At 66.3% G+C, this 23,689-nt stretch carries 19 protein-coding genes; 16 read left to right on the top strand and 3 right to left on the bottom strand.

Annotation, left to right across the window (positions count from 1 at the left end):
- Nucleotides 1-109: 109 nt before the first annotated feature.
- The 8 genes from BLQ58_RS07230 to BLQ58_RS07195 all read left to right on the top strand — a co-directional run bounded on the left by BLQ58_RS07230 (nt 110) and on the right by BLQ58_RS07195 (nt 9,806).
- The gene (locus tag BLQ58_RS07230; protein WP_029050649.1) at nt 110-1,822 is read left to right on the top strand and encodes a benzoate-CoA ligase family protein; all 1,713 of its coding nucleotides are present in this window, start codon (nt 110-112) and stop codon (nt 1,820-1,822) included.
- A 72-nt stretch (nt 1,823-1,894) separates the two neighbouring features.
- Nucleotides 1,895-2,710 carry an alpha/beta fold hydrolase gene (locus BLQ58_RS07225; protein WP_029050648.1) on the top strand — a complete coding sequence of 272 codons (816 nt, stop codon included), beginning with the start codon at nt 1,895-1,897 and terminating at the stop codon, nt 2,708-2,710.
- Between the two features lie 76 nt (nt 2,711-2,786).
- Nucleotides 2,787-4,004 (top strand): ABC transporter substrate-binding protein, encoded by a 1,218-nt coding sequence (locus BLQ58_RS07220; RefSeq protein WP_029050647.1) that lies wholly within the window; start codon nt 2,787-2,789, stop codon nt 4,002-4,004.
- A 77-nt stretch (nt 4,005-4,081) separates the two neighbouring features.
- Nucleotides 4,082-4,948: a branched-chain amino acid ABC transporter permease gene (locus BLQ58_RS07215; protein ID WP_029050646.1), complete on the top strand. Its 867-nt coding sequence runs from the start codon at nt 4,082-4,084 to the stop codon at nt 4,946-4,948.
- 14 nt (nt 4,949-4,962) lie between these two features.
- A complete protein-coding gene (locus tag BLQ58_RS07210; RefSeq protein ID WP_029050645.1) occupies nt 4,963-6,027 on the top strand; it encodes a branched-chain amino acid ABC transporter permease in 1,065 nt (354 codons plus the stop codon).
- Nucleotides 6,024-6,815 (top strand): ABC transporter ATP-binding protein, encoded by a 792-nt coding sequence (locus BLQ58_RS07205; RefSeq protein WP_029050644.1) that lies wholly within the window; start codon nt 6,024-6,026, stop codon nt 6,813-6,815. The genes BLQ58_RS07210 and BLQ58_RS07205 overlap by 4 nt, the downstream gene beginning before the upstream one ends.
- Nucleotides 6,812-7,528, top strand: a complete 717-nt coding sequence (locus BLQ58_RS07200; protein WP_029050643.1) for an ABC transporter ATP-binding protein — start codon at nt 6,812-6,814, stop codon at nt 7,526-7,528. The genes BLQ58_RS07205 and BLQ58_RS07200 overlap by 4 nt, the downstream gene beginning before the upstream one ends.
- 376 nt (nt 7,529-7,904) lie before the next feature.
- On the top strand, nt 7,905-9,806 hold the full coding sequence (locus BLQ58_RS07195) for a potassium transporter Kup (RefSeq protein WP_029050642.1): 1,902 nt from the start codon (nt 7,905-7,907) through the stop codon (nt 9,804-9,806).
- A gap of 83 nt (nt 9,807-9,889) precedes the next feature.
- Here BLQ58_RS07195 and BLQ58_RS07190 read toward each other — a convergent pair whose 3' ends face one another.
- A complete protein-coding gene (locus BLQ58_RS07190) occupies nt 9,890-12,253 on the bottom strand; it encodes a Tex family protein (protein ID WP_029050641.1) in 2,364 nt (787 codons plus the stop codon).
- A 177-nt stretch (nt 12,254-12,430) separates the two neighbouring features.
- On the opposite strand from BLQ58_RS07190, the gene BLQ58_RS07185 reads away from it, so the two are divergent.
- The 3 genes from BLQ58_RS07185 (at nt 12,431) to BLQ58_RS07175 (ending at nt 15,880) form a co-directional block, all read left to right on the top strand.
- Nucleotides 12,431-13,213 (top strand): hypothetical protein, encoded by a 783-nt coding sequence (locus BLQ58_RS07185; RefSeq protein WP_029050640.1) that lies wholly within the window; start codon nt 12,431-12,433, stop codon nt 13,211-13,213.
- A 58-nt stretch (nt 13,214-13,271) separates the two neighbouring features.
- Entirely contained in the window at nt 13,272-13,475 is a 204-nt protein-coding gene (locus tag BLQ58_RS07180) for a DUF465 domain-containing protein (RefSeq protein ID WP_029050639.1), read from the top strand.
- Nucleotides 13,476-13,726: 251 nt separating this feature from the next.
- Entirely contained in the window at nt 13,727-15,880 is a 2,154-nt protein-coding gene (locus tag BLQ58_RS07175; RefSeq protein ID WP_254775850.1) for a DNA repair helicase YoaA, read from the top strand.
- A 105-nt stretch (nt 15,881-15,985) separates the two neighbouring features.
- Here the strand turns inward: BLQ58_RS07175 and BLQ58_RS07170 are convergent, their stop codons facing one another.
- Nucleotides 15,986-16,816, bottom strand: coding sequence for an outer membrane protein assembly factor BamD (locus tag BLQ58_RS07170; protein WP_029050638.1), 831 nt, complete (start codon nt 16,814-16,816; stop codon nt 15,986-15,988).
- Nucleotides 16,817-16,832: 16 nt separating this feature from the next.
- Here BLQ58_RS07170 and BLQ58_RS07165 point away from each other — a divergent pair, with 16 nt between their 5' ends.
- Both BLQ58_RS07165 and pgeF read left to right on the top strand, forming a co-directional pair.
- Entirely contained in the window at nt 16,833-18,056 is a 1,224-nt protein-coding gene (locus BLQ58_RS07165) for an RluA family pseudouridine synthase (protein WP_029050637.1), read from the top strand.
- Entirely contained in the window at nt 18,046-18,867 is an 822-nt protein-coding gene (gene pgeF / locus BLQ58_RS07160; RefSeq protein ID WP_049815784.1) for a peptidoglycan editing factor PgeF, read from the top strand. Before BLQ58_RS07165 ends, pgeF begins: the two co-directional genes overlap by 11 nt.
- Here the strand turns inward: pgeF and BLQ58_RS07155 are convergent.
- On the bottom strand, nt 18,864-19,106 hold the full coding sequence (locus BLQ58_RS07155; protein WP_029050635.1) for a hypothetical protein: 243 nt from the start codon (nt 19,104-19,106) through the stop codon (nt 18,864-18,866). The two genes, pgeF and BLQ58_RS07155, sit on opposite strands and share 4 nt — an antisense overlap.
- Before the next feature lie 320 nt (nt 19,107-19,426).
- On the opposite strand from BLQ58_RS07155, the gene phaC reads away from it, so the two are divergent.
- From phaC to BLQ58_RS07140, 3 genes are all read left to right on the top strand, one after another.
- On the top strand, nt 19,427-21,307 hold the full coding sequence (gene phaC / locus BLQ58_RS07150; RefSeq protein WP_029050634.1) for a class I poly(R)-hydroxyalkanoic acid synthase: 1,881 nt from the start codon (nt 19,427-19,429) through the stop codon (nt 21,305-21,307).
- A 75-nt stretch (nt 21,308-21,382) separates the two neighbouring features.
- Nucleotides 21,383-22,561, top strand: a complete 1,179-nt coding sequence (locus tag BLQ58_RS07145) for an acetyl-CoA C-acetyltransferase (RefSeq protein WP_029050633.1) — start codon at nt 21,383-21,385, stop codon at nt 22,559-22,561.
- Nucleotides 22,562-22,670: 109 nt separating this feature from the next.
- Nucleotides 22,671-23,411: a 3-ketoacyl-ACP reductase gene (locus BLQ58_RS07140; RefSeq protein ID WP_029050632.1), complete on the top strand. Its 741-nt coding sequence runs from the start codon at nt 22,671-22,673 to the stop codon at nt 23,409-23,411.
- Nucleotides 23,412-23,689 lie beyond the last annotated feature (278 nt).

The raw sequence follows: 23,689 nt of genomic DNA, 5'->3' as shown, positions 1-23,689 counted from the left end.
CACGGCGGCGCTGCGCGTGGCTGTCGGGACAAGAAGACAAACTGCTGGAAGCCATACCGGACCGCGTGCTGTGGCTGGCGACGATCCGGGTGGCCAGAGGAGTGGAGACATGACGCCCCCGATCACTAGCACCGCGGCTGCCGGCACGGCAGGGCAGGCGGTGTCCCCGGCTGTATCCCTCGCATCGTCTTCCGTGTTGGCTGGCGAGGCGCCGGGCCCGGCAACTGCGACGGCCACCGTCGCCGTGACCGCGCTGCCCAACCGCTACAACGCCGCCGACGACCTCCTTGCGCGCCACCTGCAGGCCGGGCGGGGCGGCAAGCTTGCCTATATCGACGACACCACGACGCTGACCTTTGCCGGGCTGGACGATCGCTGCCGCCGCTTTGCCGGCGCGCTGCATCGGGCGGGGTTCCGGCGCGAGGAGCGCGTCTTGCTGTGCGCGCTCGATACGATCGACTTTCCCACGGTATTTCTGGGATGCCTGCTGGCCGGCGTGGTGCCGGTGGCCGTCAACACGCTGCTGACCGTCGACGACTACGCATACATGCTGGCGCACAGCGGCGCGCGGGCCGTGGTGGTGTCGGCGCCGCTGCTGGGTACGATGCAGGCCGCCATCGACAAGGCCGGGCTGGCGCCCGACGTGATCGTGGCCGCGCCCGGGACGCCGTCGATGGCCGACGCACCGGCCCCCACCGTCGCCAGCATGGTGGCCGATGCCGATCCGGCACCCACCGCAGCCGCTACCGGCCCTGACGACATGGCGTTCTGGCTGTATTCGTCGGGCTCGACGGGCCGCCCCAAGGGCACGGTCCACACCCATGGCAACCTGTTCCATACGGCCGATCTGTACGCGCGCCGGGTACTGGGCATCCGCGAAGACGACGTGGTGTTCTCGGCCGCCAAGCTGTTCTTTGCCTATGGATTGGGCAATGCGCTGACATTTCCGCTGTCGGTGGGCGCCACCACGGTGCTGATGGCCGAGCGGCCGACGCCTCAGGCGGTATTCCAGCGCCTTGTCAAGCATCGTCCGACCGTGTTCTGCGGAGTGCCGACGCTATTCGCCGGCATGCTGGCCGCCGCCGACCTGCCGCCGCGCGCCGATGTGGCGATGCGGGTGTGCACGTCGGCCGGCGAGGCGCTGCCGCGCGATATCGGCGACCGTTTCCAGAACCACTTCGGCTGCGACATTCTCGACGGCATTGGATCCACCGAGATGCTGCACATCTTCCTGTCGAACCGTCCGGGCGAAGTGCGCTACGGGACCACGGGCCGCCCGGTGCCGGGTTATGAGCTGAAGCTGCTCGACGAGCAGGGCGAGCCGTGCGCGCCGGGCGAGATTGGCGACCTGTTCATCAAGGGGCCGTCGGCCGCGCTGATGTACTGGGGCAATCGCGACAAGAGCCGCGATACCTTCGTGGGCGCCTGGACGCGCAGCGGCGACAAGTATGTCTGCGATGCCGATGGTTACTACACCTACGCGGGCCGCAGCGACGACATGCTCAAGGTGGGTGGCATCTATGTATCGCCGGTCGAGGTGGAGGCCGTGCTGGCCCAGCATCCGGCCGTGCTGGAGGCGGCCGTGATCGGCGTGGCCGATGCCGACGACCTGATCAAGCCGAAGGCCTTCGTGGTGCTGCGGCCGGGCCAGCAATGGCACGACGGCATGGCCGCCGAACTGCAGGCTTTCGTCAAGACAAAACTGGCGCCGTACAAGTATCCGCGGCAGATCGAATGCGTGGAGGAATTGCCGAAGACGGCCACCGGCAAGATTCAGCGATTCCGTTTGCGCCAGCGCGAGGAAGCGGCGCGGCTCTCGTGAGGTATCGTGACGGCGTAGCGTCGGGCAGTCAGTCAGGCGGGTGCAGGCAGGCGTGGTGACAGGGGTAGTGACATGGGCAGCGAGCTGGTTCGAATTCCTTTCGATGGGCGGCAGATCGACATCGAGTACCAATGGCTGAGGCAGGAACGCAAGCGGCGGCCGCTGGTGGTGTTCCTGCACGAGGGCCTGGGCTCGATCAGCATGTGGCGCGACTTTCCGCGCCAGTTCTGCGACGCCGGCGACTTCCGGGGCCTGGTCTTCTCACGCTACGGCTACGGGCGTTCCACCCCACGGCCGCATGACGAGAATTGGGGTGTCGATTTCATGCATCGCCAGGGCCGCGAGGCGTTGCCGGCGCTGTTCGATGCGCTGGGCATCGGCCCCGGCCGCCAGCATGGCAAGCCCTGGATGCTGGGCCACAGCGACGGCGGGTCGATCGCGCTGATCTACGCGGCAAGCTTTCCCGATGCCGTGGACGGCCTGACCGTGCTGGCGCCCCACATCTTCGTCGAGGACCTGTCGGTGCGCAGCATCGCCGCCACGCGCGAGACCTACCTGAACACCGATCTGCGCGCACGCCTGGCGCGCCACCATGCCGACGTGGAATCGGCCTTCTGGGGCTGGAACGATATCTGGCTGAACCCGGAATTTCGCCATTTCGACCTGCGCCCGCTGCTGGACGGCATCCGCAGCCCGGTACTGGCCGTGCAGGGCGAGGACGACGAGTACGGCACCATGGCCCAGATCGAGGGTATCCAGCGATATGCCCCGCAAACCGTACTGCTTAAACTCGCGCGCTGTGGGCATTCGCCACACCGCGACCAGGCGGGCGCATTGACGGCTGCGACCGCGGCGTTTATAACGGCAAATACTTCAATCCTAAAATAACTGGCGGCGACAGCCGGGCCGGCACCGGCCCGGTGCACGCGGCGCCATCGGCTTCAGACCACCAGGAGGAGATTCCATGCATCGCAATGCATTGCGCAGGCTGCTGCACGCGCGTCGTCTGTCTGTCGTCACATTGGCCGCCAGCGCGGTGCTGGCCACCGGCTCAGCAGCCCTGGCCCAGACGGCACCGGCCGCCCCGGCCGGCGGCAAGGTCAAGGTCGGCTTCATGCTGCCGTACACGGGCACCTATGCGGCGCTGGGCACGGCCATCGAGAACGGCTTCCGGATGTATGTGCAGCAGCAGGGCGGCAAGCTGGGCGGGCGCGATGTGGAGTACTTCAAGGTGGACGATGAATCGGACCCGGCCAAGGCACCGGAAAACGCCACCAAGCTGATCCGACGCGACCAGGTGGATGTGGTGGTCGGCACTGTGCATTCGGGCGTGCAGATGGGCATCGTCAAGGTGGCCAAGGAAAACAACACGCTGCTGATCATCCCCAATGCGGGCGTGGACGAGGCCACGGGCCCGCTGTGCGGCCCCAATATCTTCCGGTCGTCGTTCTCGAACTGGCAGCCGGGCTATGCCATGGGCCACGTGCTGGCCGATCGCGGCATGAAGAAGGTGGTCACGCTGACCTGGAAGTACGCGGCCGGCGAGCAGTCGGTCAAGGGTTTCAAGGAGGCCTTCGAGGCCAAGGGCGGCAAGGTGGTCAAGGAACTGAGCCTGCCGTTCCCGAACGTCGAGTTCCAGGCGCTGATTACCGAAGTGGCGTCGCTGAAACCGGACGCCGTGTTCGTGTTCTTTGCCGGCGGCGGTGCGGTCAAGTTCGTGAAGGACTGGCAGGCAGCCGGGCTGAAGGACAAGATCCCGCTCTTCGGCTCGGGGTTCCTGACCGATGGCACGCTGGAGGCGCAGGGCGCCGCCGCCCAGGGGCTGGAGACCACGCTGCACTACGCCGATGGCCTGAGCAACGCGCGCGACAAGGCCTTCCGCCTGGACTACGCCAAGACCTACAAGCTGCAGCCTGATGTCTACGCCGTGCAGGGCTACGACGCCGCGCAGCTGCTGGCCGCCGGCGCCAACGCGGTGAAGGGCGACATGACGCGCAAGCCGGACATCATCAAGGCCATGGAAGCGGCCAAGGTGGATAGCCCGCGCGGCGCGTTCACGTTGTCGAAGGCCCACAACCCGGTGCAGGACTTCTACCTGCGCCGCGTGGATGGCCGCGAGAACAAGGTCAGTGCCGTGGCGGTGAAGGCGCTGGCCGATCCGGCGCGCGGCTGCCGCCTCTGATCCGGCGCCGCCGCGGCCTTTCGCACGGCGCCCCAACGCCACCCCTCGATCCACCAGACGGCACGGCCGGTTTCACGATGGACATCGTTTCCTTTCTCATCCAGTGCCTGAACAGCGTGCAGTACGGCCTGCTGCTGTTCCTGGTGGCCAGCGGGCTGACGCTGATCTTCGGCATCATGGGCGTGATCAACCTGGCCCATGGCAGCTTCTACATGCTGGGGGCTTACCTGGCGTTCACGCTGGCCAGCCTGACCGGCAACCTGTTTATCGCGCTGCCGCTGGGCATCGTGCTGGCCGTGCTGTTCGGCTACGTGCTCGAATGGGCGTTCTTCAGCTACCTGTACCAGCGCGATCACCTGCAGCAGGTGCTGATGACCTACGGGCTGATCCTGGTGTTCGAGGAACTGCGCAGCATCCTGGTGGGCGACGACGTCCATGGCGTGCCGGTGCCCGCGCTGCTGGACGGGTCGCTGCCGATCGGCAACGACATGACCTATCCGGTGTACCGGCTGTTCATCTCGGCGGTCTGCCTGCTGGTGGCGGGCGCGATGTACTACGTGATCCGGCGCACGCGGGTGGGCATGATGATCCGCGCTGGCGCCACCAACCGCGAGATGGTGCAGTCGCTCGGCATCAACGTGACGGTGCTGTACCGCTTCGTGTTCGCGCTGGGCGTGGCGCTGGCCGTGCTGGCGGGGATGATCGCGTCGCCAGTGTCGTCGGTGTACCCGGGCATGGGCGGGCAGGTGCTGATCATCTGCTTCGTGGTGGTGGTGATTGGCGGTATCGGGTCGGTCAAGGGGGCGCTGGTGGCCTCGCTGCTGATCGGCTTTGTCGACACGTTTGGCAAGGTGTTCTGGCAGGACGCCGCCGGCGTGCTGGTGTACCTGCTGATGGCCGTGATCCTGCTGTGGAAGCCGCAAGGGCTGTTCCGCGCGGGTTGAGCAGGGAAGGGGACATGCAAACCGACATCTCGACAACCGCGCCCCAGCCAGTGCGGCGCCCCGCGTGGCTGGCCGCAACGGGCTGGATCATCGCGCTGGCCGTGCTGTGCGCCGCGCCGCTGCTTTTGACCGCAGACAGCCACAAGTACTACATCGAGCTGCTCAGCAAGGTGATGATCATGGCGATCTTCGCGCTGTCGCTGCAGCTGCTGATCGGCTACACCGGACTGGTGAGCCTGGGGCACGCGGCGTATTTCGCCATGGCGGCCTACGCCACCGCCATGCTGGCGCCCCAGAGCGGCGCGGGCAACGGCTGGCTGCTGTTGCTGGGCGCGGTGGGCGCCGCCGGTGCGCTGGCGCTGGTGGTGGGTACGCTGGTACTGCGCACGCGCGGCATCTACTTCATCATGGTCACGCTGGCCTTCGCGCAGATGGTGTATTTCGTGTTCCACGACACCAAGATCGCCGGGGGCAGCGACGGCACTTATATCTACTTCCGTCCCGAATTCGGCCTGTTCTCGGAACTGCCCATCACGGTGAACGATCCGGTGCGCTTTTACTGGCTCGTGCTGGCCGCGCTGGTGCTGACCGTGGCGCTGCTGGCGTTGCTGCTGCGCTCGCGTTTCGGCCATGCGCTGGTGGGCATCCGCCATAACGAGCAGCGCATGCGCGCGGCCGGCTTCGGCACGTATCGCTACCAGCTGGGCGCCTTCGTGGCTGGCGGCATGCTGGCCGGGCTGGCGGGATTCCTGTATGCCATCCAGTTCGGTTTCGTGAACCCCGAGATTGCGTCGTGGCACCAGTCGGGCAATGCCATGCTCATGGTGATCCTGGGCGGCGTGGGCAGCCTGGCCGGGGCCGTGCTGGGCGCGTTCTCGTTCGTGCTGCTGGCCGAGTGGTTCGGCACGCTGACCAGACACTGGCAGTTGCTGATGGGCGGCTTCATCATCGTCGCGGTGGCGCTGCTGCCGCGCGGGCTGGTGAGCGTGCCGGCAGTGCTGCGGCAACGTTCGCCGCGCCGCGGGCGCCGCCATGCCGGCGCCGCCGACCCGAACGCGCAGAGCCGGGAGGCCGTATGAACCATGCCACATCGGCGCCGGTGATGCAGGCCGAGATGCTGTCGCGCCGCTTTGGCGGTCTGACGGCGGTCAACCAGGTGGACCTGTCGCTGCACCTCAATGAAATCCACGCCGTGATCGGCACCAACGGCGCCGGCAAGTCGACACTGATCAACCTGCTGTCCGGCGAGCTGCCGCCGTCCGAAGGCCGGCTGTATCTGCAGGGGCATGAGGTCACCGGCTGGGCGCAGCCAAGGCTGGCGCGCCACGGGGTGGGGCGCAGCTACCAGCGCAACAATATCTTCCTGCCGCTGACCGTGCGCGAGAACTGCCGGCTGGCCGCCCAGTCGCGCGCCCAGCGCGCATGGCGACTATGGGAATCCGCACAAGGCTGCCGTACCAGCCGGGCGCTGGCCGATGAAGCGCTGGAGCGCGCCGGCCTGTCGCAGCACGCGGGCCGCGTGGCCAGCGAACTGGCCCACGGCCAGAAGCGCCAGCTGGAAGTGGCGATGTGCCTGGCCACGGAGCCCGTGGCGCTGCTGCTGGACGAACCGCTGGCCGGCATGGGTGCCGAGGAATCGGCCCGCATGCTCGACCTGCTGCGCGGCCTGCGCGAAGGGCACGCGATCCTGCTGGTCGAACACGACATGGAGGCCGTGTTCGCCGTGGCCGACCGCATCACGGTCATGGTCAACGGCACGGTCATTGCATCGGGCGATCCGGCCAGCATCCGCGCCAACCGTGAGGTGCAGCTGGCCTACCTGGGCGAAGAGGACGAGACGGGGCAGCGGCAGGAGGCCGGCGCATGAGCACCACCGCCATCATCGACGCCAGCGGCGTCAACGCCTGGTATGGATCCAGCCACGTGCTGCGCGGCATCGACTTCCATGTCAACGCGGGCGAGACCGTCGGCCTGCTGGGCCGCAACGGCATGGGCAAGAGCACGCTGCTGCGTACGCTGCTGGGCCATGTCCGGGAACGCGCCGGCACGATCCGCGTGGCTGGCCGCGAGATGTCGCGCGCCCGGCCGCACGAGGTGGCCCGGCTTGGCATCGCCTACGTGCCAGAAGGACGTGGCATTTTTCCGAATTTGAGCGTGCGCGAGAATCTGGTGATGGCAGCGCGGGCCGGCTGCGGTGGCCGCAGGGACTGGGACGAGGTACGCGTGCTGGACCTCTTTCCGCGACTCAAGGAACGGCTATCCCACGGCGGGCAGCAGCTGTCCGGCGGCGAGCAGCAGATGCTGTCGATCGGCCGCGCGCTGATGACCAACCCCGACTGCCTGATCCTGGATGAGGCCACCGAGGGGCTGGCGCCGCGCATCGTCCACGAGATCTGGAACGTGATCGCCACCGTGCGTGGCACGGGCATCGCATCGATCGTGGTCGATCGCAACTACCGCGCGGTGCTGTCGCACGCCGACCGCGTGGTCGTCCTCGAAAAAGGGCAGGTGGTCATGGCGGGGCCCGCCGCCAGGCTGGCCGCCACGCCCGCCGCGCTGGACCGCTACCTGGGCGTCTGACACCTGTTTGAAAAAAGTAACGTATCAGACATTTGGTGTCGTGCCTTCACAACGTGCCGATGGTGGGTGATACCACCGTGGCGGCATTGGTGGGCCTTGACCATGCCCCGCTTCTTTCCCATGCTTGATCGGTCGCGGCCAATGACGTCGGCTTTTCCACAGTGGTCGCCGCACGACACTTCATCTAGAATGCGCGCGTTTGTGCATCGCAATAGAAACTGAGAAGGCCAATACGCCCCATCGGGGACCGGAGCCGCTAGCGTGAGAGAAGATCGTGCCTGATAAAGCACTTTGGAGGGACTGTCCGTCTGGCGCCATGCCAGGGCAGCCAAAGGCAGGCACGGGAGGCGCGAGCCGGTTCACCTGACCCAATTCCATGACCCAGTCCGCAACCACCAGCCATTACTTCGTCGAAAGCCCGAGCACCCGTGCGCTCGTGATCGGCGCGATCGGCGTCGTCTTTGGCGACATCGGTACCAGCCCCCTTTATTCGCTGAAGGAGTGTTTCAGCAAGGACCACGGCATTCCGTTCAGCCCCGAAGCGGTGCTGGGCATCATCTCGCTGCTGTTCTGGGCGATGATCGTCGTCGTGTCGATCAAATACGTGTTGTTCGTGATGCGCGCCGACAACAACGGCGAAGGCGGGGTGCTGGCGCTGATGGCGCTGGCGCTGCGGACCGCGGCGCCACGGTCGCGCATGGCCCGGCTGATCATGATGTCGGCCATTTTCGGCGCCTGCATGTTCTATGGCGATGCGGTGATCACCCCGGCCATCTCGGTGCTGTCCGCCGTGGAGGGGCTGGAGATCGCCGCGCCAGCGCTGTCGCACTTCGTGATCCCGATCACGCTGTCGATCCTGTGCGTGCTGTTCTTCATCCAGCGGCACGGCACCAGCGCCGTGGGCAAGCTCTTCGGGCCGATCATGGTGGTCTGGTTCCTGGCCCTGGGCGGCCTGGGGATCTTCAATCTGGCGCAGGCGCCGGACATCCTCAAGGCCATCAATCCCTGGTACGGCATCTCGTTCCTGATCGAACACTCGCTGCTGGCGTTCATCGTGCTCGGCAGCGTGTTCCTGGTGCTGACCGGTGCCGAGGCGCTGTACATCGACATGGGCCACTTCGGCGCCAAGCCCATCCGCTACGGCTGGTTCGCGCTGGTGATGCCCTGCCTGATGCTGAACTACTTCGGTCAGGGCGCGCTGCTGCTGGTCAACCCGAACGCCATCGAGAACCCGTTTTTCCTGATGGTGCCGGACATGCTGCAGCTGCCCATGGTGCTGCTGGCCACGGCGGCCACGGTGATCGCGTCGCAGGCGGTCATCTCCGGCGCGTTCTCGCTGACCAGCCAGGCCATCCAGCTGGGGTTCCTGCCGCGCATGCGCATCCTGTACACGTCGGCGGCGGAAATCGGCCAGATCTACCTGCCCGTGATCAACTGGGCGTTGCTGGTGCTGGTGATTGCCGTGGTGCTGTCGTTCCGCAAGTCCGAGAACCTGGCCGCAGCCTACGGCATTGCCGTGACTACCACGATGCTGATCACGACCTTCCTGGCGGTCATCGTCATGCGCCGGTTCTGGAAGTGGAACCGGGTGCTGGTGACGGTACTTGGCGCATCGTTCCTGATCGTCGACCTGTCGTTCTTCGCCGCCAACCTGCTCAAGGTGGCGGAGGGGGGCTGGTTCCCGCTGCTGATGGGCAGCACGGCGTTCTTCCTGCTGATGACCTGGCATAGCGGCCGCAAACTGCTGCGGGCGCGCAGCCTCGAAGACGGCATTCCGCTGGAGCCCTTCATCGCCGGCCTGCTGGCCCATCCGCCGCATCGCGTCGAAGGCACGGCGGTGTTCCTGACCGGCAGTACCGAATCGGTGCCGGTGTCGCTGCTGCACAACCTGAAGCACAACCGCGTGCTGCACGAGCGCGTGGTGTTCCTGAGCTTTGTCACGCGCGACATTCCCTACGTGGACGACGACCATCGCCTGACCTGCAAGGACCTGGGCGGCGGCGTGTTCATCCTGGCATCGGAGTACGGCTTCAAGGAAACGCCGGACGTGAACCGGGTGCTCGACCTGGCGCAGCGCAAGCTCGACATGCATTTCGAACTGATGGAGACCTCGTTCTTCATCGCGCGCGAGACGGTGATCCCGTCCAAGCTGCCGGGTATGTCGATGTGGCGCGAACGCCTCTTCGCGTGGATGCATCAGAACGGCGCCAAGCCGTCGGACTTCTTCTCGATCCCGGCCAACCGGGTGGTGGAACTGGGTACGAAGGTAGAAATCTGAGCCGGCTCGCCCACTGGCCGCCGCAATGAAAACGCCCCGCATCGAGCGGGGCGTTTTTCGTTCTGCCGTGCGTTGCGGGCGGCTTAACGCTTGAGCTTGGCAAAGGCGGCGGCCATGGCGCCTTGCGTCTCGGGCTCGCGGCGGGCGATGCCGCCGGCGCCACGGTTGCCGCCTCCGCTACGCGGACCACGATCGGCAGGGCGGTCGCCGCCGCCCGCGCGGGCCGCCTGCTGGCCGGGTTCGTCGTCCAGGCGCATGGTCAGGCCGATACGGTTGCGCTTGACGTCCACTTCCATGACCTTGACCTTGACGATCTGGCCGGCCTTGACCACTTCGTGCGCGTCCTTGACGAACTTCGTCGACAGCGCCGAGATGTGGACCAGCCCGTCCTGATGCACGCCGATGTCGACGAACGCGCCAAAGGCCGCCACGTTGGTAACCACGCCTTCCAGGATCATGCCCGGCTGCAGATCCTTCACGTCTTCCACGCCTTCCTGGAAGGTTGCGGTCTTGAACTCGGGGCGCGGGTCGCGGCCCGGTTTTTCGAGTTCGGTCAGGATGTCGCGCACGGTCGGCACACCGAACTTGTCGTCGGCAAACTGCTGCGGCGACAGGCCGCGCAGGCTCTCGCGGTTGCCCATCACGTCGGGCAGGCCCTTCTTGATGTGGTCGAGGATCTTCTGCACCACCGGGTAGGCTTCCGGGTGCACGGACGAACGGTCAAGCGGATTGTCGCCATTGTTGATGCGCAGGAAGCCGGCCGCCTGCTCGAACGTCTTGTCGCCCAGGCGTGGCACCTTCTTCAGCGATTCGCGATTGCTGAACGCACCGTTGGCATCCCGGAACTCGACGATATTGCGCGCCAGCACCGAGTTCAGGCCCGACACGCGCGCCAGCAGCGGGGCGGATGCGGTGTTCACGTCCACGCCCACGGCGTTCACGCAGTCTTCCACCACGGCGTCCAGCGCACGGGCCAGCTCGCGCTGGTTCACGTCGTGCTGGTACTGGCCCACGCCGATCGACTTCGGATCGATCTTGACCAGCTCGGCCAGCGGATCCTGCAGGCGGCGGGCAATCGACACGGCGCCGCGCAGCGATACGTCCAGGCCAGGGAATTCCTTGGCAGCCAGTTCCGACGCCGAGTACACCGACGCGCCGGCCTCGCTCACCACGATCTTGGTCAGCTTCAGCTCCGGGGCGCCCTTCATCAGGTCCTGCACGAGCTTGTCGGTCTCGCGGCTGGCCGTGCCGTTGCCGATCGAACAGAGCGCGACATTGTGCTGCCGGGCCAGCCGGGCCAGCGTGGCCAGCGAACCGTTCCAGTCGCGGCGCGGCTCGTGCGGGTAGATCGTGGCGGTATCCAGCAGCTTGCCGGTGCTGTCCACCACGGCGATCTTGCAGCCCGTGCGAATGCCTGGGTCGATACCCATCACGGACTTCGGGCCCGCCGGCGCGGCCAGCAGCAGTTCATGCAGGTTTCGGCCGAACACCTTGATGGCTTCGCCCTCGGCGGTTTCGCGCAGCTGGGTCAGCAGTTCGGTTTCCAGATGCGGCTGCACCTTGACGCGCCAGCACCAGCGGCACACGTCGGCCAGCCATTTGTCGGCCGGACGGCTGCGGTTCTCGATGCCGACATGGCGCGCAATCATGCCTTCGCACGGGTGCGGCACCATGGCGTCCTGCTCTTCGCCCAGGCCCAGCTTGACCAGCAGCACGCCCGCGTTGCGGCCGCGGAACAGCGCCAGCGCACGGTGCGACGGCACGGTGCGGAGGGTCTCGCTGTACTGGTAGTAGTCGCGGAATTTCTCTTCCTCGGCGGTTTCCTTGCCTTCCATGACCGTGGACGACACCACGCCGTTGTTCCACAGGTGATCGCGCAGCTTGCCCAGCAGCTCGGCCGTTTCGCCAAACTGCTCGGACAGGATGTCGCGGGCGCCGTCCAGCGCGGCCTTGGTGTCAGGCACGCCGCCTTCGGCGGTGGGGTTGCCATTGACGAATTTGGCGGCCTCGGTCTGCGGATCCAGCGTGGGGTCGGCCAGCAGCGCCTGGGCCAGTGGTTCCAGGCCGCATTCCCGGGCGATCTGGGCGCGCGTGCGGCGCTTTGGCTTGTAGGGCAGGTACAGGTCTTCCAGCGTCTGCTTGGTCTCGGCGCCCTCGATGGCGGCGCGCAGCTCGTCGGTGAGCTTGCCCTGTTCCTCGATCGACGCCAGGATCGTGGCGCGGCGGTCTTCCATGTCGCGCAGGTACAGCAGGCGCTCTTCCAGGTTACGCAGCTGTGTATCGTCGAGGTTGCCCGTCACTTCCTTGCGGTAGCGGGCGATGAACGGCACCGTGGCACCTTCGTCCAACAGGTCGACGGCAGCCGCCACCTGGCGCGGTTGCACGGACAGTTCGGCCGCGATCAGCGACACAATCTTTTGCAGGACGGAAGCAGGCAGATTGGACATCGAGAAAACGAGTCAGTCGAAAGCGGGGCATTGTGCCACAAGCGCGGCGCGCTTCCGGTGACGGGAAGACACCTTTTACCGTGTCTTTTCCGCGGCTTGCGCGGGTGGCGCCCGCACGGCACCTGGCGGCCGGTTCGCGGTGCGGTCCGAGGGGCCCCCGGATGCTAGAATCGCGGCATGATCGTCAAGCCCCTTCCGGCCGTCATGGCTCGCCCGGTTTCCTTTTCCGCTTCCCCGATTGCCACGCTGGCGCTGGCCTCGCTGCTGCTGGGGGCGCCGCTGGGCGCCGCGCACGCGCAGGCGTCCGCACCCGTTGCCGCGCCCGCATCGGTACCCATCCCGCCGGACCCTGGCAAGCCGCGCGATTTCGAGGCCGAGCGCAAGGCCATCAATGATTCGCGCGCATGGACCAATTACCGCTTCGCGGTGGCCGAGCGCGCGTGCTACAGCAAGTTCCTGGTGACTAACTGCATCGACAAGGCCAAGGACGTGCAGCGCGAGGAACTGCACGTGCTGCGGGCCAAGGACCTGGAAGTCGGCGATGCCGAGCGGGCCTACAAGGCGGCCACGCGCGATCGCGAGCAGGCCCTGCGCCGCGCCGAATTCGAGGCCGGCCAACCGGGCCGGGCGGCCAACGAGCAGGCCAGCCGGGAAGCGTTCGATCGCAAGCAGCAGGAACAGGCGCTGCGCGATGCGCAGGCCACGGGGCAGGCGCCGCAGCGCGCGGCCAATGCCGAGGCGTACCAGAAGAAGCAGGACGATTACAACGCGCGCATGAAGGAAGCCCAGCAGAAGGGCGCCGAAAGCGCGCGCCAGCGTCAGGAAAACGTCAAGACGTACGAGCAGAAGCAGGCAGACGCCGTGCAGCGCCAGAAAGACCTGGACGAGCGGCGCGCACGTGCCGAGGAGAAGCAGAAGCAGGGCGGCCAGAATTCCGGGCCGAGCCCGTTCGGTTTCTGATTCGTTGGCAGGGTCTGGCGGGGCCGCTGGCTGCCGCCATGGAGTACGAAGGCGCACCATGGATGAAAATCTCAACACGCTGGCGCGGCAGATCATCGAGTTGCAGATCGAACACCGCGACCTCGATTTCCTGATTGACCGGCTGTCCGCCGATCCCGCCCACGATGAACTGCAGCTGCGTCGCCTGAAAAAGCGCCGCCTCAAGCTCAAGGACGCGATCACCTTGCTGCAGCTGCACCTGGAACCCGATGTTCCGGCCTGATGCCCCCGCAACGGCGCGCTGGCCTGACGATCCGGCCAACTGAAGCGCGGCACACGCACCACACATCTCTCGTGGCAGGGCAACCGGCCACGGGTATCGAAGAAAGCCCCACCTTGCCAGATCCCACCGACGACCTCCTGTCCGATGCCGCCGAGGCGCCCGACGCACACGAACCCGCCGAATCCCTGGGCGAGGCCGTGGCAGCGGCATCGGCCAGCCAGGCGGCCTTGCAAGCCGCGCAACTGTCGACGATGTTCGCCGACACGGGCACGCTGGCCACGGCCATCCCGGGCTACCGTCCGCGTGCGTCGCAGTTGAAGATGGCCGAAGCCGTGGCCAATGCCATCGGCCAGAACGACACGGTCATCGTCGAGGCCGGCACCGGCACCGGCAAGACCTTTGCCTACCTGGTGCCCGCCATGCTCTGGGGCGGCAAGGTCATCCTGTCCACCGGCACCAAGAACCTGCAGGACCAGCTGTTCCTGCGCGATATTCCGACGGTGCGCCATGCGCTGAACGTGCCGGTGTCGGTGTCGCTGCTCAAGGGGCGCGCCAATTACGTGTGCCACTACCACCTGGAGCGCGCGCAGGCCAATGGCCGGCTTGCATCGAAGCAGGATGCCGCATGGCTGCGCGACATCGGGAATTTCGCCAAGGCCACGGCTACCGGCGACAAGGCCGAGCTGGCGTCCGTGCCCGAGAACGCGCCCGTCTGGCAGATGGTGACGTCCACGCGGGACAACTGCCTGGGCAGCGAATGCCCGAACTACAAGGAATGCTTTGTGATGCGCGCCCGCAAGGAAGCGCAGCAGGCAGACGTGGTGGTGGTGAACCATCACCTGTTCTTTGCGGACGTGGTGCTGCGCGATACCGGCATGGCCGAGCTGCTGCCCGCCGCCAACACGGTGATCTTCGACGAAGCCCACCAGCTGCCCGAAACGGCGACGCTGTTCTTTGGCGAAACGCTGTCCACCAGCCAGTTGCTCGAACTGGCCCGCGACACCGTGGCCGAAGGCCTGTCACACGCCCGCGACGCCGTGGACTGGGTGGCGCTGGGCGCGCCGCTGGAACGTGCTGCGCGCGACTTGCGGCTGGCGTTCGGCCGCGACAACGTGCGCATGGCGATGGGACAGATCGATGCCGATCCGCGCACTGCGGAGCCGTTCTACGAAACGCTGGACGCGCTGGAAGAGGCATTGTCCGGGTTTGTCGAGGCGCTGGAATCGCAGGCCGAGCGCGCCGAAACGCTGGAACAGTGCCATCGCCGGGCCGTGGAGCTGGCCAACAGGCTGGAAGTCTGGCGCGATGACCGCGTGGCCGCGACGCCGGCCCCCGCGGCGGTAGCGTCCGGCGAGCCGGCGGCCGAGGGTGATGCGGAAACCGCGGCGCCGCCCGCGCCTGCCCAGTCCGGCCCGGATACCGTGCGCTGGGTCGAAGTGTTCTCGCACACCGTCCAGCTGCACCGCACGCCGTTGTCGATCGCCCCGATCTTCACGCGCCAGCGCGAAGGCCAGCCCCGCGCGTGGGTCTTCACCTCGGCGACGCTGTCGGTAAAGGGCAATTTCGCCCATTACGCGGCGCAGCTCGGGCTGAACAAGGATCAATCGCTGACGCTGCCCAGCCCGTTCGATTACGCGAAACAGGGCCTGCTCTATGTGCCGCGCGACATGCCGCCGCCCAATTCGCCCCAGTTCACCGAAGCCGTGGTCGAAAAGGCGCTGCCACTGATCGAGGCGGCTGGCGGCCGCACCTTCCTGCTTTGTACCACGCTGCGTGCGGTGCAGAAGGCGTCGGACATGCTGTACGACCTCTTTGCCGCGCGTGGCATCAACCTGCCGCTGCTGGTGCAAGGCCAGGCCAGCCGCACCGAACTGCTGGACCGCTTCCGTCAACTCGGCAATGCCGTGCTGGTCGGGAGCCAAAGCTTTTGGGAAGGTGTGGATGTGCGCGGCGAGGCGCTTTCTCTGGTCATCATCGACAAGCTGCCTTTCGCGCCGCCCGACGACCCGGTGCTGGCCGCCCGCATGGAGGTGTTGCAGAAAAAGGGCCTGAGCCCATTTGCCGTACACCAGCTGCCGCACGCGGTGATTACGCTGAAGCAGGGCGCCGGGCGCCTGATCCGTTCCGAATCGGATCGCGGCGTACTGGCCATCTGCGATACGCGGCTCGTAGAAAAGCCATATGGCCGTCAGATCTGGCAGAGCTTGCCGCCGTTCACGCGTACGCGAGAGGCCGAAACGGTGGTGCGGTTCCTGGAAAGCCTGCGCAAGCCGGCTGACGAGGCAGGCACGAATGCCTGGCCTGGCGCGGAAGCGGGCGGCGAGGGCCGGGTCGACGATGAACGGGTCGACGAAGGCCGGGTCGACGAAGGCCGGGGCGGCGAAGAACGGGGCGGCGAGGCATAGGAAGAGCGGGAAAAGCGCCAGCCAGCACTCAACACCGTCGCCGAAAAACGAAAAAGCCCGACCTTGCGTCGGGCTTTTCTCATGTTCCGGCCAGGCCGGGCGTCGTCAGAACACTTCCCACCAGGACTTGTCCTTGCGGCGCTGTCCGTACTTGATGAAATCGCTGTTCGGGTAGTTGCGTTCCATCACGCGTGCCGCGTCGTCGCGCAGGTCCTTCATGCCCAGCGCATCGTACGACCGGACCATGATGTACAGCGCCTCTTCGTTGGCCGGCGCGCCATCGTAGTCCTTGAGCGCCTGCTGCGCGCGGTTCACGGCCGCCAGGTAGGCGCCACGGCGGTAGTAGTAACGCGCGGCGTGGACCTCGTGCTGGGCCAGCGCGTTGACGATGTACTGCATGCGCAGCGTGGCGTCCGGGGTGTACTTGCTGTCCGGATAGCGCGTGATCAGGGTCTGGAACGCGTCATAGGCGGCGCGGGCTGCCTTGGGGTCGCGTTCGCTGAGATCCTGGCCCGAGAAGCGGCCAAGCCAGCCGAGGTTGTCGTTGAAGTTGATCAGGCCCTTGAGGTAGTAGGCGTAATCGATGTTCGGGTGGCTCGGGTGCAGCTGGATGAAGCGGTCCACGGCAGCCAGCGCGGCAGCGGTCTCGCCATCCTTGTAGTTGGCGTAGGCGGTATCGATCTGGGCCTGCTGTGCATAGCGGCCAAACGGATAGCGGCCCTCGAGCTTTTCGTACAGCTTGACGGCGCGCGTGTAGTCGCCGCCATCGAGGGCATCCTTGGCTTCCGAATATAATTTGTTGGCCGACCAGCCGGCAGTTTCGTCAGGCTGGTCTCCCAGCAGGCCGCATGCCGATAGCATGACGCATCCGCCTGCGAGCAAAACCGCTCCAATTTTCGCGCGCCAGTTCGCGCGTTTGATGCTCTGCAATTGCATGGGCAACCTGTTCCGGATGAAAAAAAATAGCGCCAAGCATTATAGCCGAAGCCCCAAGACCGAAACCGGTCTGGAACGCCACTCCGAAAACGCCGACGTGACCGACGAGGAATCCGAAGACTTCGACGACCATCTTGATGATGGCGACGAAGGGGAGGCGACTGGCGAATTCAATGACGAGGTGCCTGCCACGGCGCCTGCCGCGCCTGACCTGATGCCACTGTACCTGGAAGTCGATAGTGCGGCGCATGGCGAGCGGCTCGACAAACTGCTCGCGCGGCACTTCAACGAATTTTCGCGCAGCCGCATCCAGCAGTGGATCGAGGAGGGCGCCGTCCGCGTGGACGGCGAGCCCAGCCGTGCCAAGGCATCGGTGCAGATGGGCCAGCAGATCGAGATCCGCCCCCAGGCCGCGCCGGAAACGATGGCCTTTACCGCAGAGGACGTCCCACTCGACGTGCTGTACGAGGACGAGGCGCTGCTGGTCATCAACAAGCCGGCCGGGCTGGTGGTGCATCCTGCCGCGGGCAACTGGAGCGGCACGGTCCTCAATGGCCTGCTGCACCGCGATCCGCACGCGGCGCGCCTGCCGCGCGCCGGCATCGTGCATCGGCTCGACAAGGAAACCTCGGGCCTGATGGTGGTGGCGCGCACGCTGACTGCTCAGACCGACCTCGTACGGCAACTGCAGGCCCGCACGGTCAAGCGCACGTATATCGCGCTGGTCTGGGGCGAGACGCCCGACGAGGGCACGATCGATGCGCCGATCGGGCGCGATCCGCGCGAGCGCACGCGGATGGCCATTGTGCATACCAACAGCGGCAAGCCGTCGCGCACGCATTTCGAAACGCTTGGCACGGTGCCGCTGGGCCGCTCGAAGGTATCGATGGTGATGTGCCAGCTCGAAACCGGGCGCACGCACCAGATTCGTGTGCATTTCGAGTCCATTGGCCATCCGCTTGTAGGGGATCCGGTGTATCACAAGGCGACGCAGCGCGGACAGCGCCCGGCCGTGCGCGTGCCGCTGCCGGTGCCTTTCACGCGCCAGGCGCTGCACGCATACCGGCTGGGGCTGATGCACCCGGTGACGGGCCGCAGGAAATCCTGGGAGGCCGAGCCCCCCGAAGACCTGCAGGCATTGATCGATGCGCTCGACTTCGATCGCTATGCCGAGGAAGACGAAGAGGACGAGGGCGAGCCCGAGTGGTACGAAGGAGAGGCCGATGACGATGACGACTGACCGGGCGACAGTTGACCCGATGGCCGGTGCCGCAGCCTGGATCGTCCCGGACTGGCCGGCGCCGGCCCGGGTGCGCGCGCTCTCCACCACGCGAAAGGGGGGTGTCAGCGCAGGTCCGTATGGCTTGGCCGATGGTCGCGCCGGAGGACTCAACCTGGGTACGCACGTCGGCGACGATCCGGCTGCCGTGGCGGCCAACCGGGCACGGCTGGCCAGCCATCTGCCGGCCATGCCGCACTGGCTCGAACAGGTGCATGGATGCGGCGTGGCGACGGCCGACGACGCGGGCGAAGGCGACGATGTGCCGCGCGCCGATGCCAGCGTGAGTGCTACGGCCGGACACGTCTGCGCGATCATGACGGCCGATTGCCTGCCCGTGCTGCTGTGCAATACGGATGGGACGGTGGTGGGTGCCGCGCACGCGGGCTGGCGCGGGCTGTGCGACGGCGTGATCGAGGCCACCCTGGCGCGCATGGCCACGCGGGCGGGCGCGGGGGCGCGGTGGCTGGCCTGGCTCGGCCCGGCGATCGGCCCCGATGCCTTCGAGGTGGGGGTCGAGGTACGCGAGGCGTTCCTGCAGCAGGCCTTGCCCGACGAGCGCGCGGCCGTGGCAGCGGCGTTCGTCGCGGGCGCGCCCGGCAAATTCCTGGCCGACCTGTATGCACTCGCACGCATTCGCCTCGCGCGCGCCGGCTGCACGCAGGTGTTCGGCGGCAATACCTGCACGGTCAGCGACGCCGATCGCTTCTACTCCTACCGCCGCGACCGCACCACGGGCCGCATGGCCACGCTGGTCTGGCTGGCCGACTAGGGCCCGGTCGCACCATCGTCCGGAAGCCGCGCCGCCTGTGCCGTGGCCGCTTCCGCGGCTTCACGGGCTTCCTGCGCACGGCGCCGGCGACGCCGGCCCGGCGTCCCCATGATGTACATCACGATCGACACCGGCGCCAATCCGTACAACAGGAACGTGGCCACACCGGCGACGACACTGGTCTCGGTGATGGCCATCATCAAGGCGACGTAGAGCCAGCCAATTGCCACGATATACATCAGGCTTTCATCTTTCCTGGATAGGGGTTGGACCGGCCCGGCAACCCGCGCCAGCATTACCGTCCGGTAGGTTGGGCTTCACTTATTCAGCCCACGCATCGCAATGCGGATTTCCGCATTGACAGTCTCTCCATTGCAAGGCAACAATGCCTCGAAATGTATCGGAACCGAGGAACGATTCCAGGGTTTCGCCGGCAAGCATAGCGTAAGAGCCAAGCAGCCCTGGGCAGCTTGCGGACGCAACCCGGATGCGGGGCGGGTCGGGAGACAGTTACCCCGAGCCCGTCATCCACTACGACAGGCAGAGAGACGATTACATCATGGCGACCGGCAAAGGTGCGGCAGCTTCCGGCAAGGAAGACAAGTCCCAACCGTTTCAATTTGCGCCGGGGCCATTCGATCCAGCTGCATGGCTGGAATGGTCCCGTCAGTGGGCCCCTGAAGCCAACGGCGAGATGCCGGCCGGTTTCCCGGCGGGTCTGGCCGGTGCATTCCCCGGTGGCTTTCCCGCCGGCGATGCCTTCGCCAAGGCGTTCCAGCAGGCGTTTCCGACTGGCGGTGCGAACGGCGGTCCCGTGAAGATCGCGCCGGACCAGCTGGCCGGCATCCAGCAACGCTATCTGAAGGACTTTGCCGAGCTCTGGCGCGAAATGGGCGAGGGCGCCATGGTCGCCAACGGCAATCCGGCCGGCAACGGGAATGCCGGTGCCAGCGAACGCTTGTCCGATCGCCGTTTCGCCAGTCCTGCCTGGCGCAACAACGCGCCGTACCGTTATACCGCCGCGTTCTATCTGCTGACGGCGCGCGCCATGACCGAACTGGCCGACGCGGTGGAAGCCGACCCGAAGGTGCGTCAGCGCATCCGCTTCGCGGTGTCGCAGTGGGTCGACGCCATGTCGCCGGCCAACTTCCTGGCCACCAATCCCGATGCCCAGCAGCGCCTGATCGAGTCGGGTGGCGAATCGCTGCGCAACGGCGTGCGCAACATGCTGGAAGACCTGCAGCGCGGCAAGATCTCGCAGACCGATGAGAAGGCCTTCGAAGTGGGCCGCAACGTGGCCGTGACCGAAGGCGCCGTGGTCTACGAGAACGAGTACTTCCAGCTGCTGCAGTACAAGCCGCTGACCGACAAGGTCTACGCCCGGCCGCTGCTGCTGGTGCCACCGTGCATCAACAAGTACTACATCCTCGACCTGCAGCCCGAAAGCTCGCTGGTACGGCACGCCGTGGAAAACGGCCACACGGTCTTCCTGGTGTCGTGGCGCAACCCCGATGCGTCGATGGCCGAGCGCACGTGGGACGACTACATCGAGCACGCGGCCATTCGCGCGATCGAGGTGACGCGCGATATCGGCGGGCAGGACCAGATCAACGTGCTGGGCTTCTGCGTGGGTGGCACCATCATCTCGACCGCGCTGTCCGTGCTGGCCGCGCGTGGCGAACGGCCCGCAGCCAGCCTGACGCTGCTGACCACACTGCTCGATTTTTCAGATACCGGCATCCTCGACGTATTCGTCGACGAAGCACACGTCCAGCTGCGCGAAGCCACGCTGGGCGGCGCCTCCGGGGCGCCTTGCGGCCTGCTGCGCGGCGTGGAGCTGGCCAACACGTTCTCGTTCCTGCGACCGAACGACCTGGTCTGGAACTACGTGGTGGACAACTACCTGAAAGGCAATACGCCGGTGCCGTTCGACCTGCTGTTCTGGAACGGCGACGCCACCAACCTGCCGGGCCCCTGGTACTGCTGGTACCTGCGCCACACCTACCTGCAGGACGAACTCAAGGTGCCGGGCAAGCTGACCGTCTGCAATGCCCCGGTGGACCTGGGCGCGATCGACGTGCCGACCTATATCTACGGGTCGCGCGAAGACCATATCGTGCCGTGGATGGCCGCCTATGCATCGACCGCGCTGCTGAGGAACAAGCTCCGCTTCGTGCTGGGCGCCTCTGGCCATATTGCCGGCGTGATCAATCCCCCGGCGAAGAAGAAGCGCAGCCACTGGACCAACGATGCGCTGCCCGAATCGGCCCACGAATGGCTGGCCGGCGCCCAGGAGCACCCCGGCAGCTGGTGGCCCGACTGGATGGCCTGGCTGGGCAAGCACGCAGGCCAGAAGCGCGCCGCATCGGACACGCTGGGCAACGCCCATTACCCGCCGGTGGAGCCGGCACCCGGCCGCTACGTCCGACAGCGCGCCTGATTTCACGCGGGCCGGCCGTGGCGGCTGGCCCGGTTTCGAACCGATCCGCGATTCGCTTTCTCGAAAGGACCTCAAATGACCGACATCGTCATTGTTTCCGCAGCCCGTACCGCAGTAGGCAAGTTCGGTGGCTCCCTGGCGAAGATCCCGGCGCCTGAATTGGGTGCCATCGTGATCAAGGCCGCGCTCGAGCGCGCCGGCGTGAAGCCGGACCAGGTAAGCGAAGTGATCATGGGCCAGGTGCTGACGGCCGCTTCGGGCCAGAACCCGGCGCGCCAGGCTTCGCGCAAGGCCGGCCTGCCTGACATGGTGCCGGCCATGACCATCAACAAGGTGTGCGGCTCCGGCCTGAAGGCGGTGATGCTGGCCGCGAACGCCATCATCGCCGGCGAAGCCGAGATCGTGGTGGCTGGCGGCATGGAGAACATGAGCGCCGCGCCGCACGTGCTGCCGGGCTCGCGCGACGGCTTCCGCATGGGCGACACCAAGCTGGTGGACTCGATGATCGTCGACGGCCTGTGGGACGTCTACAACCAGTACCACATGGGCATCACGGCCGAAAACGTGGCCAAGGAATACGGCATCACGCGCGAAGCCCAGGATGAGTTCGCCGTGGGATCGCAGAACAAGGCCGAAGCCGCCCAGAAGGCCGGCAAGTTCGACGAGGAAATCGTCCCGGTACTGATTCCGCAGCGCAAGGGCGATCCGGTGGCCTTCAAGACCGACGAATTCGTGCGCCAGGGCGCCACGCTCGACAGCATGTCCGGCCTGAAGCCCGCCTTCGACAAGGCCGGCACGGTGACGGCCGCCAATGCATCGGGCCTGAACGACGGCGCCGCCGCGGTGGTGGTGATGTCGGCTGCCAAGGCCAAGGAACTGGGCCTGACGCCGCTGGCCACGATCAAGGCGTACGCCAACGCCGGCGTGGATCCGGCCGTGATGGGCATGGGTCCGGTGCCGGCCAGCAAACGCTGCCTGTCGCGGGCTGGCTGGGGCGTGCAGGACCTGGATCTCATGGAAATCAATGAGGCCTTCGCCGCCCAGGCCCTGGCCGTGCACAAGGAAATGGGCTGGGACCAGTCGAAGATCAACGTGAACGGTGGCGCCATCGCCATCGGCCATCCGATCGGTGCATCGGGCTGCCGCATTCTGGTGACCCTGCTGCACGAAATGAAGCGTCGTGACGCGAAGAAGGGCCTTGCCTCGCTGTGCATCGGCGGCGGCATGGGCGTGGCGCTGGCAGTCGAGCGCTGATTGCAGGAGGGGTATGCCGGCGGCGCGTGCCGAGGAACGTCTGCCCGCCGGTATCGACACAGACCTGAGCATCGATAACAACGATCGAGCGAGCCAACTAGGAGTGGATATGACTCAGCGCATTGCATATGTGACCGGCGGCATGGGTGGCATCGGAACCGCGATTTGCCAGCGTCTGGCCAAGGACGGATTCAAGGTGGTGGCGGGCTGCGGCCCCAATTCGCCGCGCCGCGAGAAATGGCTCGAACAACAGCGCGCGCTTGGCTACGAGTTCGTGGCGTCCGAGGGCAACGTGGCCGACTGGGATTCGACCAAGGCCGCCTTCGACAAGGTCAAGGCCGAAGTGGGCGAAGTCGACGTGCTGGTCAACAACGCCGGCATCACGCGCGACGTGGTCTTCCGCAAGATGACGCGCGCCGACTGGGACGCCGTGATCGACACCAACCTGACGTCGCTGTTCAACGTGACCAAGCAGGTGATCGACGGCATGGCAGACCGTGGCTGGGGCCGGATCGTCAATATTTCGTCGGTGAACGGCCAGAAAGGCCAGTTCGGGCAGACGAACTACTCGACGGCCAAGGCAGGTCTGCACGGCTTCACGATGGCGCTGGCGCAGGAAATGGCTACCAAGGGCGTAACGGTGAACACTGTGTCGCCGGGCTATATCGCTACCGATATGGTCAAGTCCATTCGCCAGGACGTGCTGGACAAGATCGTCGGCACGATTCCGGTCAAGCGCCTGGGCGAGCCGGCTGAGATTGCTTCGATCTGCGCCTGGCTGGCATCGGAAGAATCGGGTTTTTCGACCGGTGCCGACTTCTCGCTGAACGGCGGCCTGCATATGGGCTGACGCCGGCGGCCTGCATTGGGACGCCGCCTTGATGCGGCGCATCCAGCGCAGTGCACAAGCGGATATTCCTGGCCGGCTGCGCAGCGCCAGGAACGGGCCGCCCGCATGCCACCCGGCGCGCGGGCGGCCTTTTTTTTCAGGCCCTTTCTGTAGACGACGGTGGTTTGCTGCGGGTTTTCCTTAAACACTGCCGTCTTTCCATAGTGCTTTCTTGAGCATAGAATCAGGGCAATGGCGCAACCGGCACCAAAGAAGAGCGCTCTTCACGGGTCTGGTCC

Origin of the sequence: Ralstonia sp. 25mfcol4.1 (assembly GCF_900104095.1) — a bacterium.
Taxonomy (GTDB): domain Bacteria; phylum Pseudomonadota; class Gammaproteobacteria; order Burkholderiales; family Burkholderiaceae; genus Cupriavidus.
This window is presented reverse-complemented; position numbering and strand designations above follow the sequence as displayed.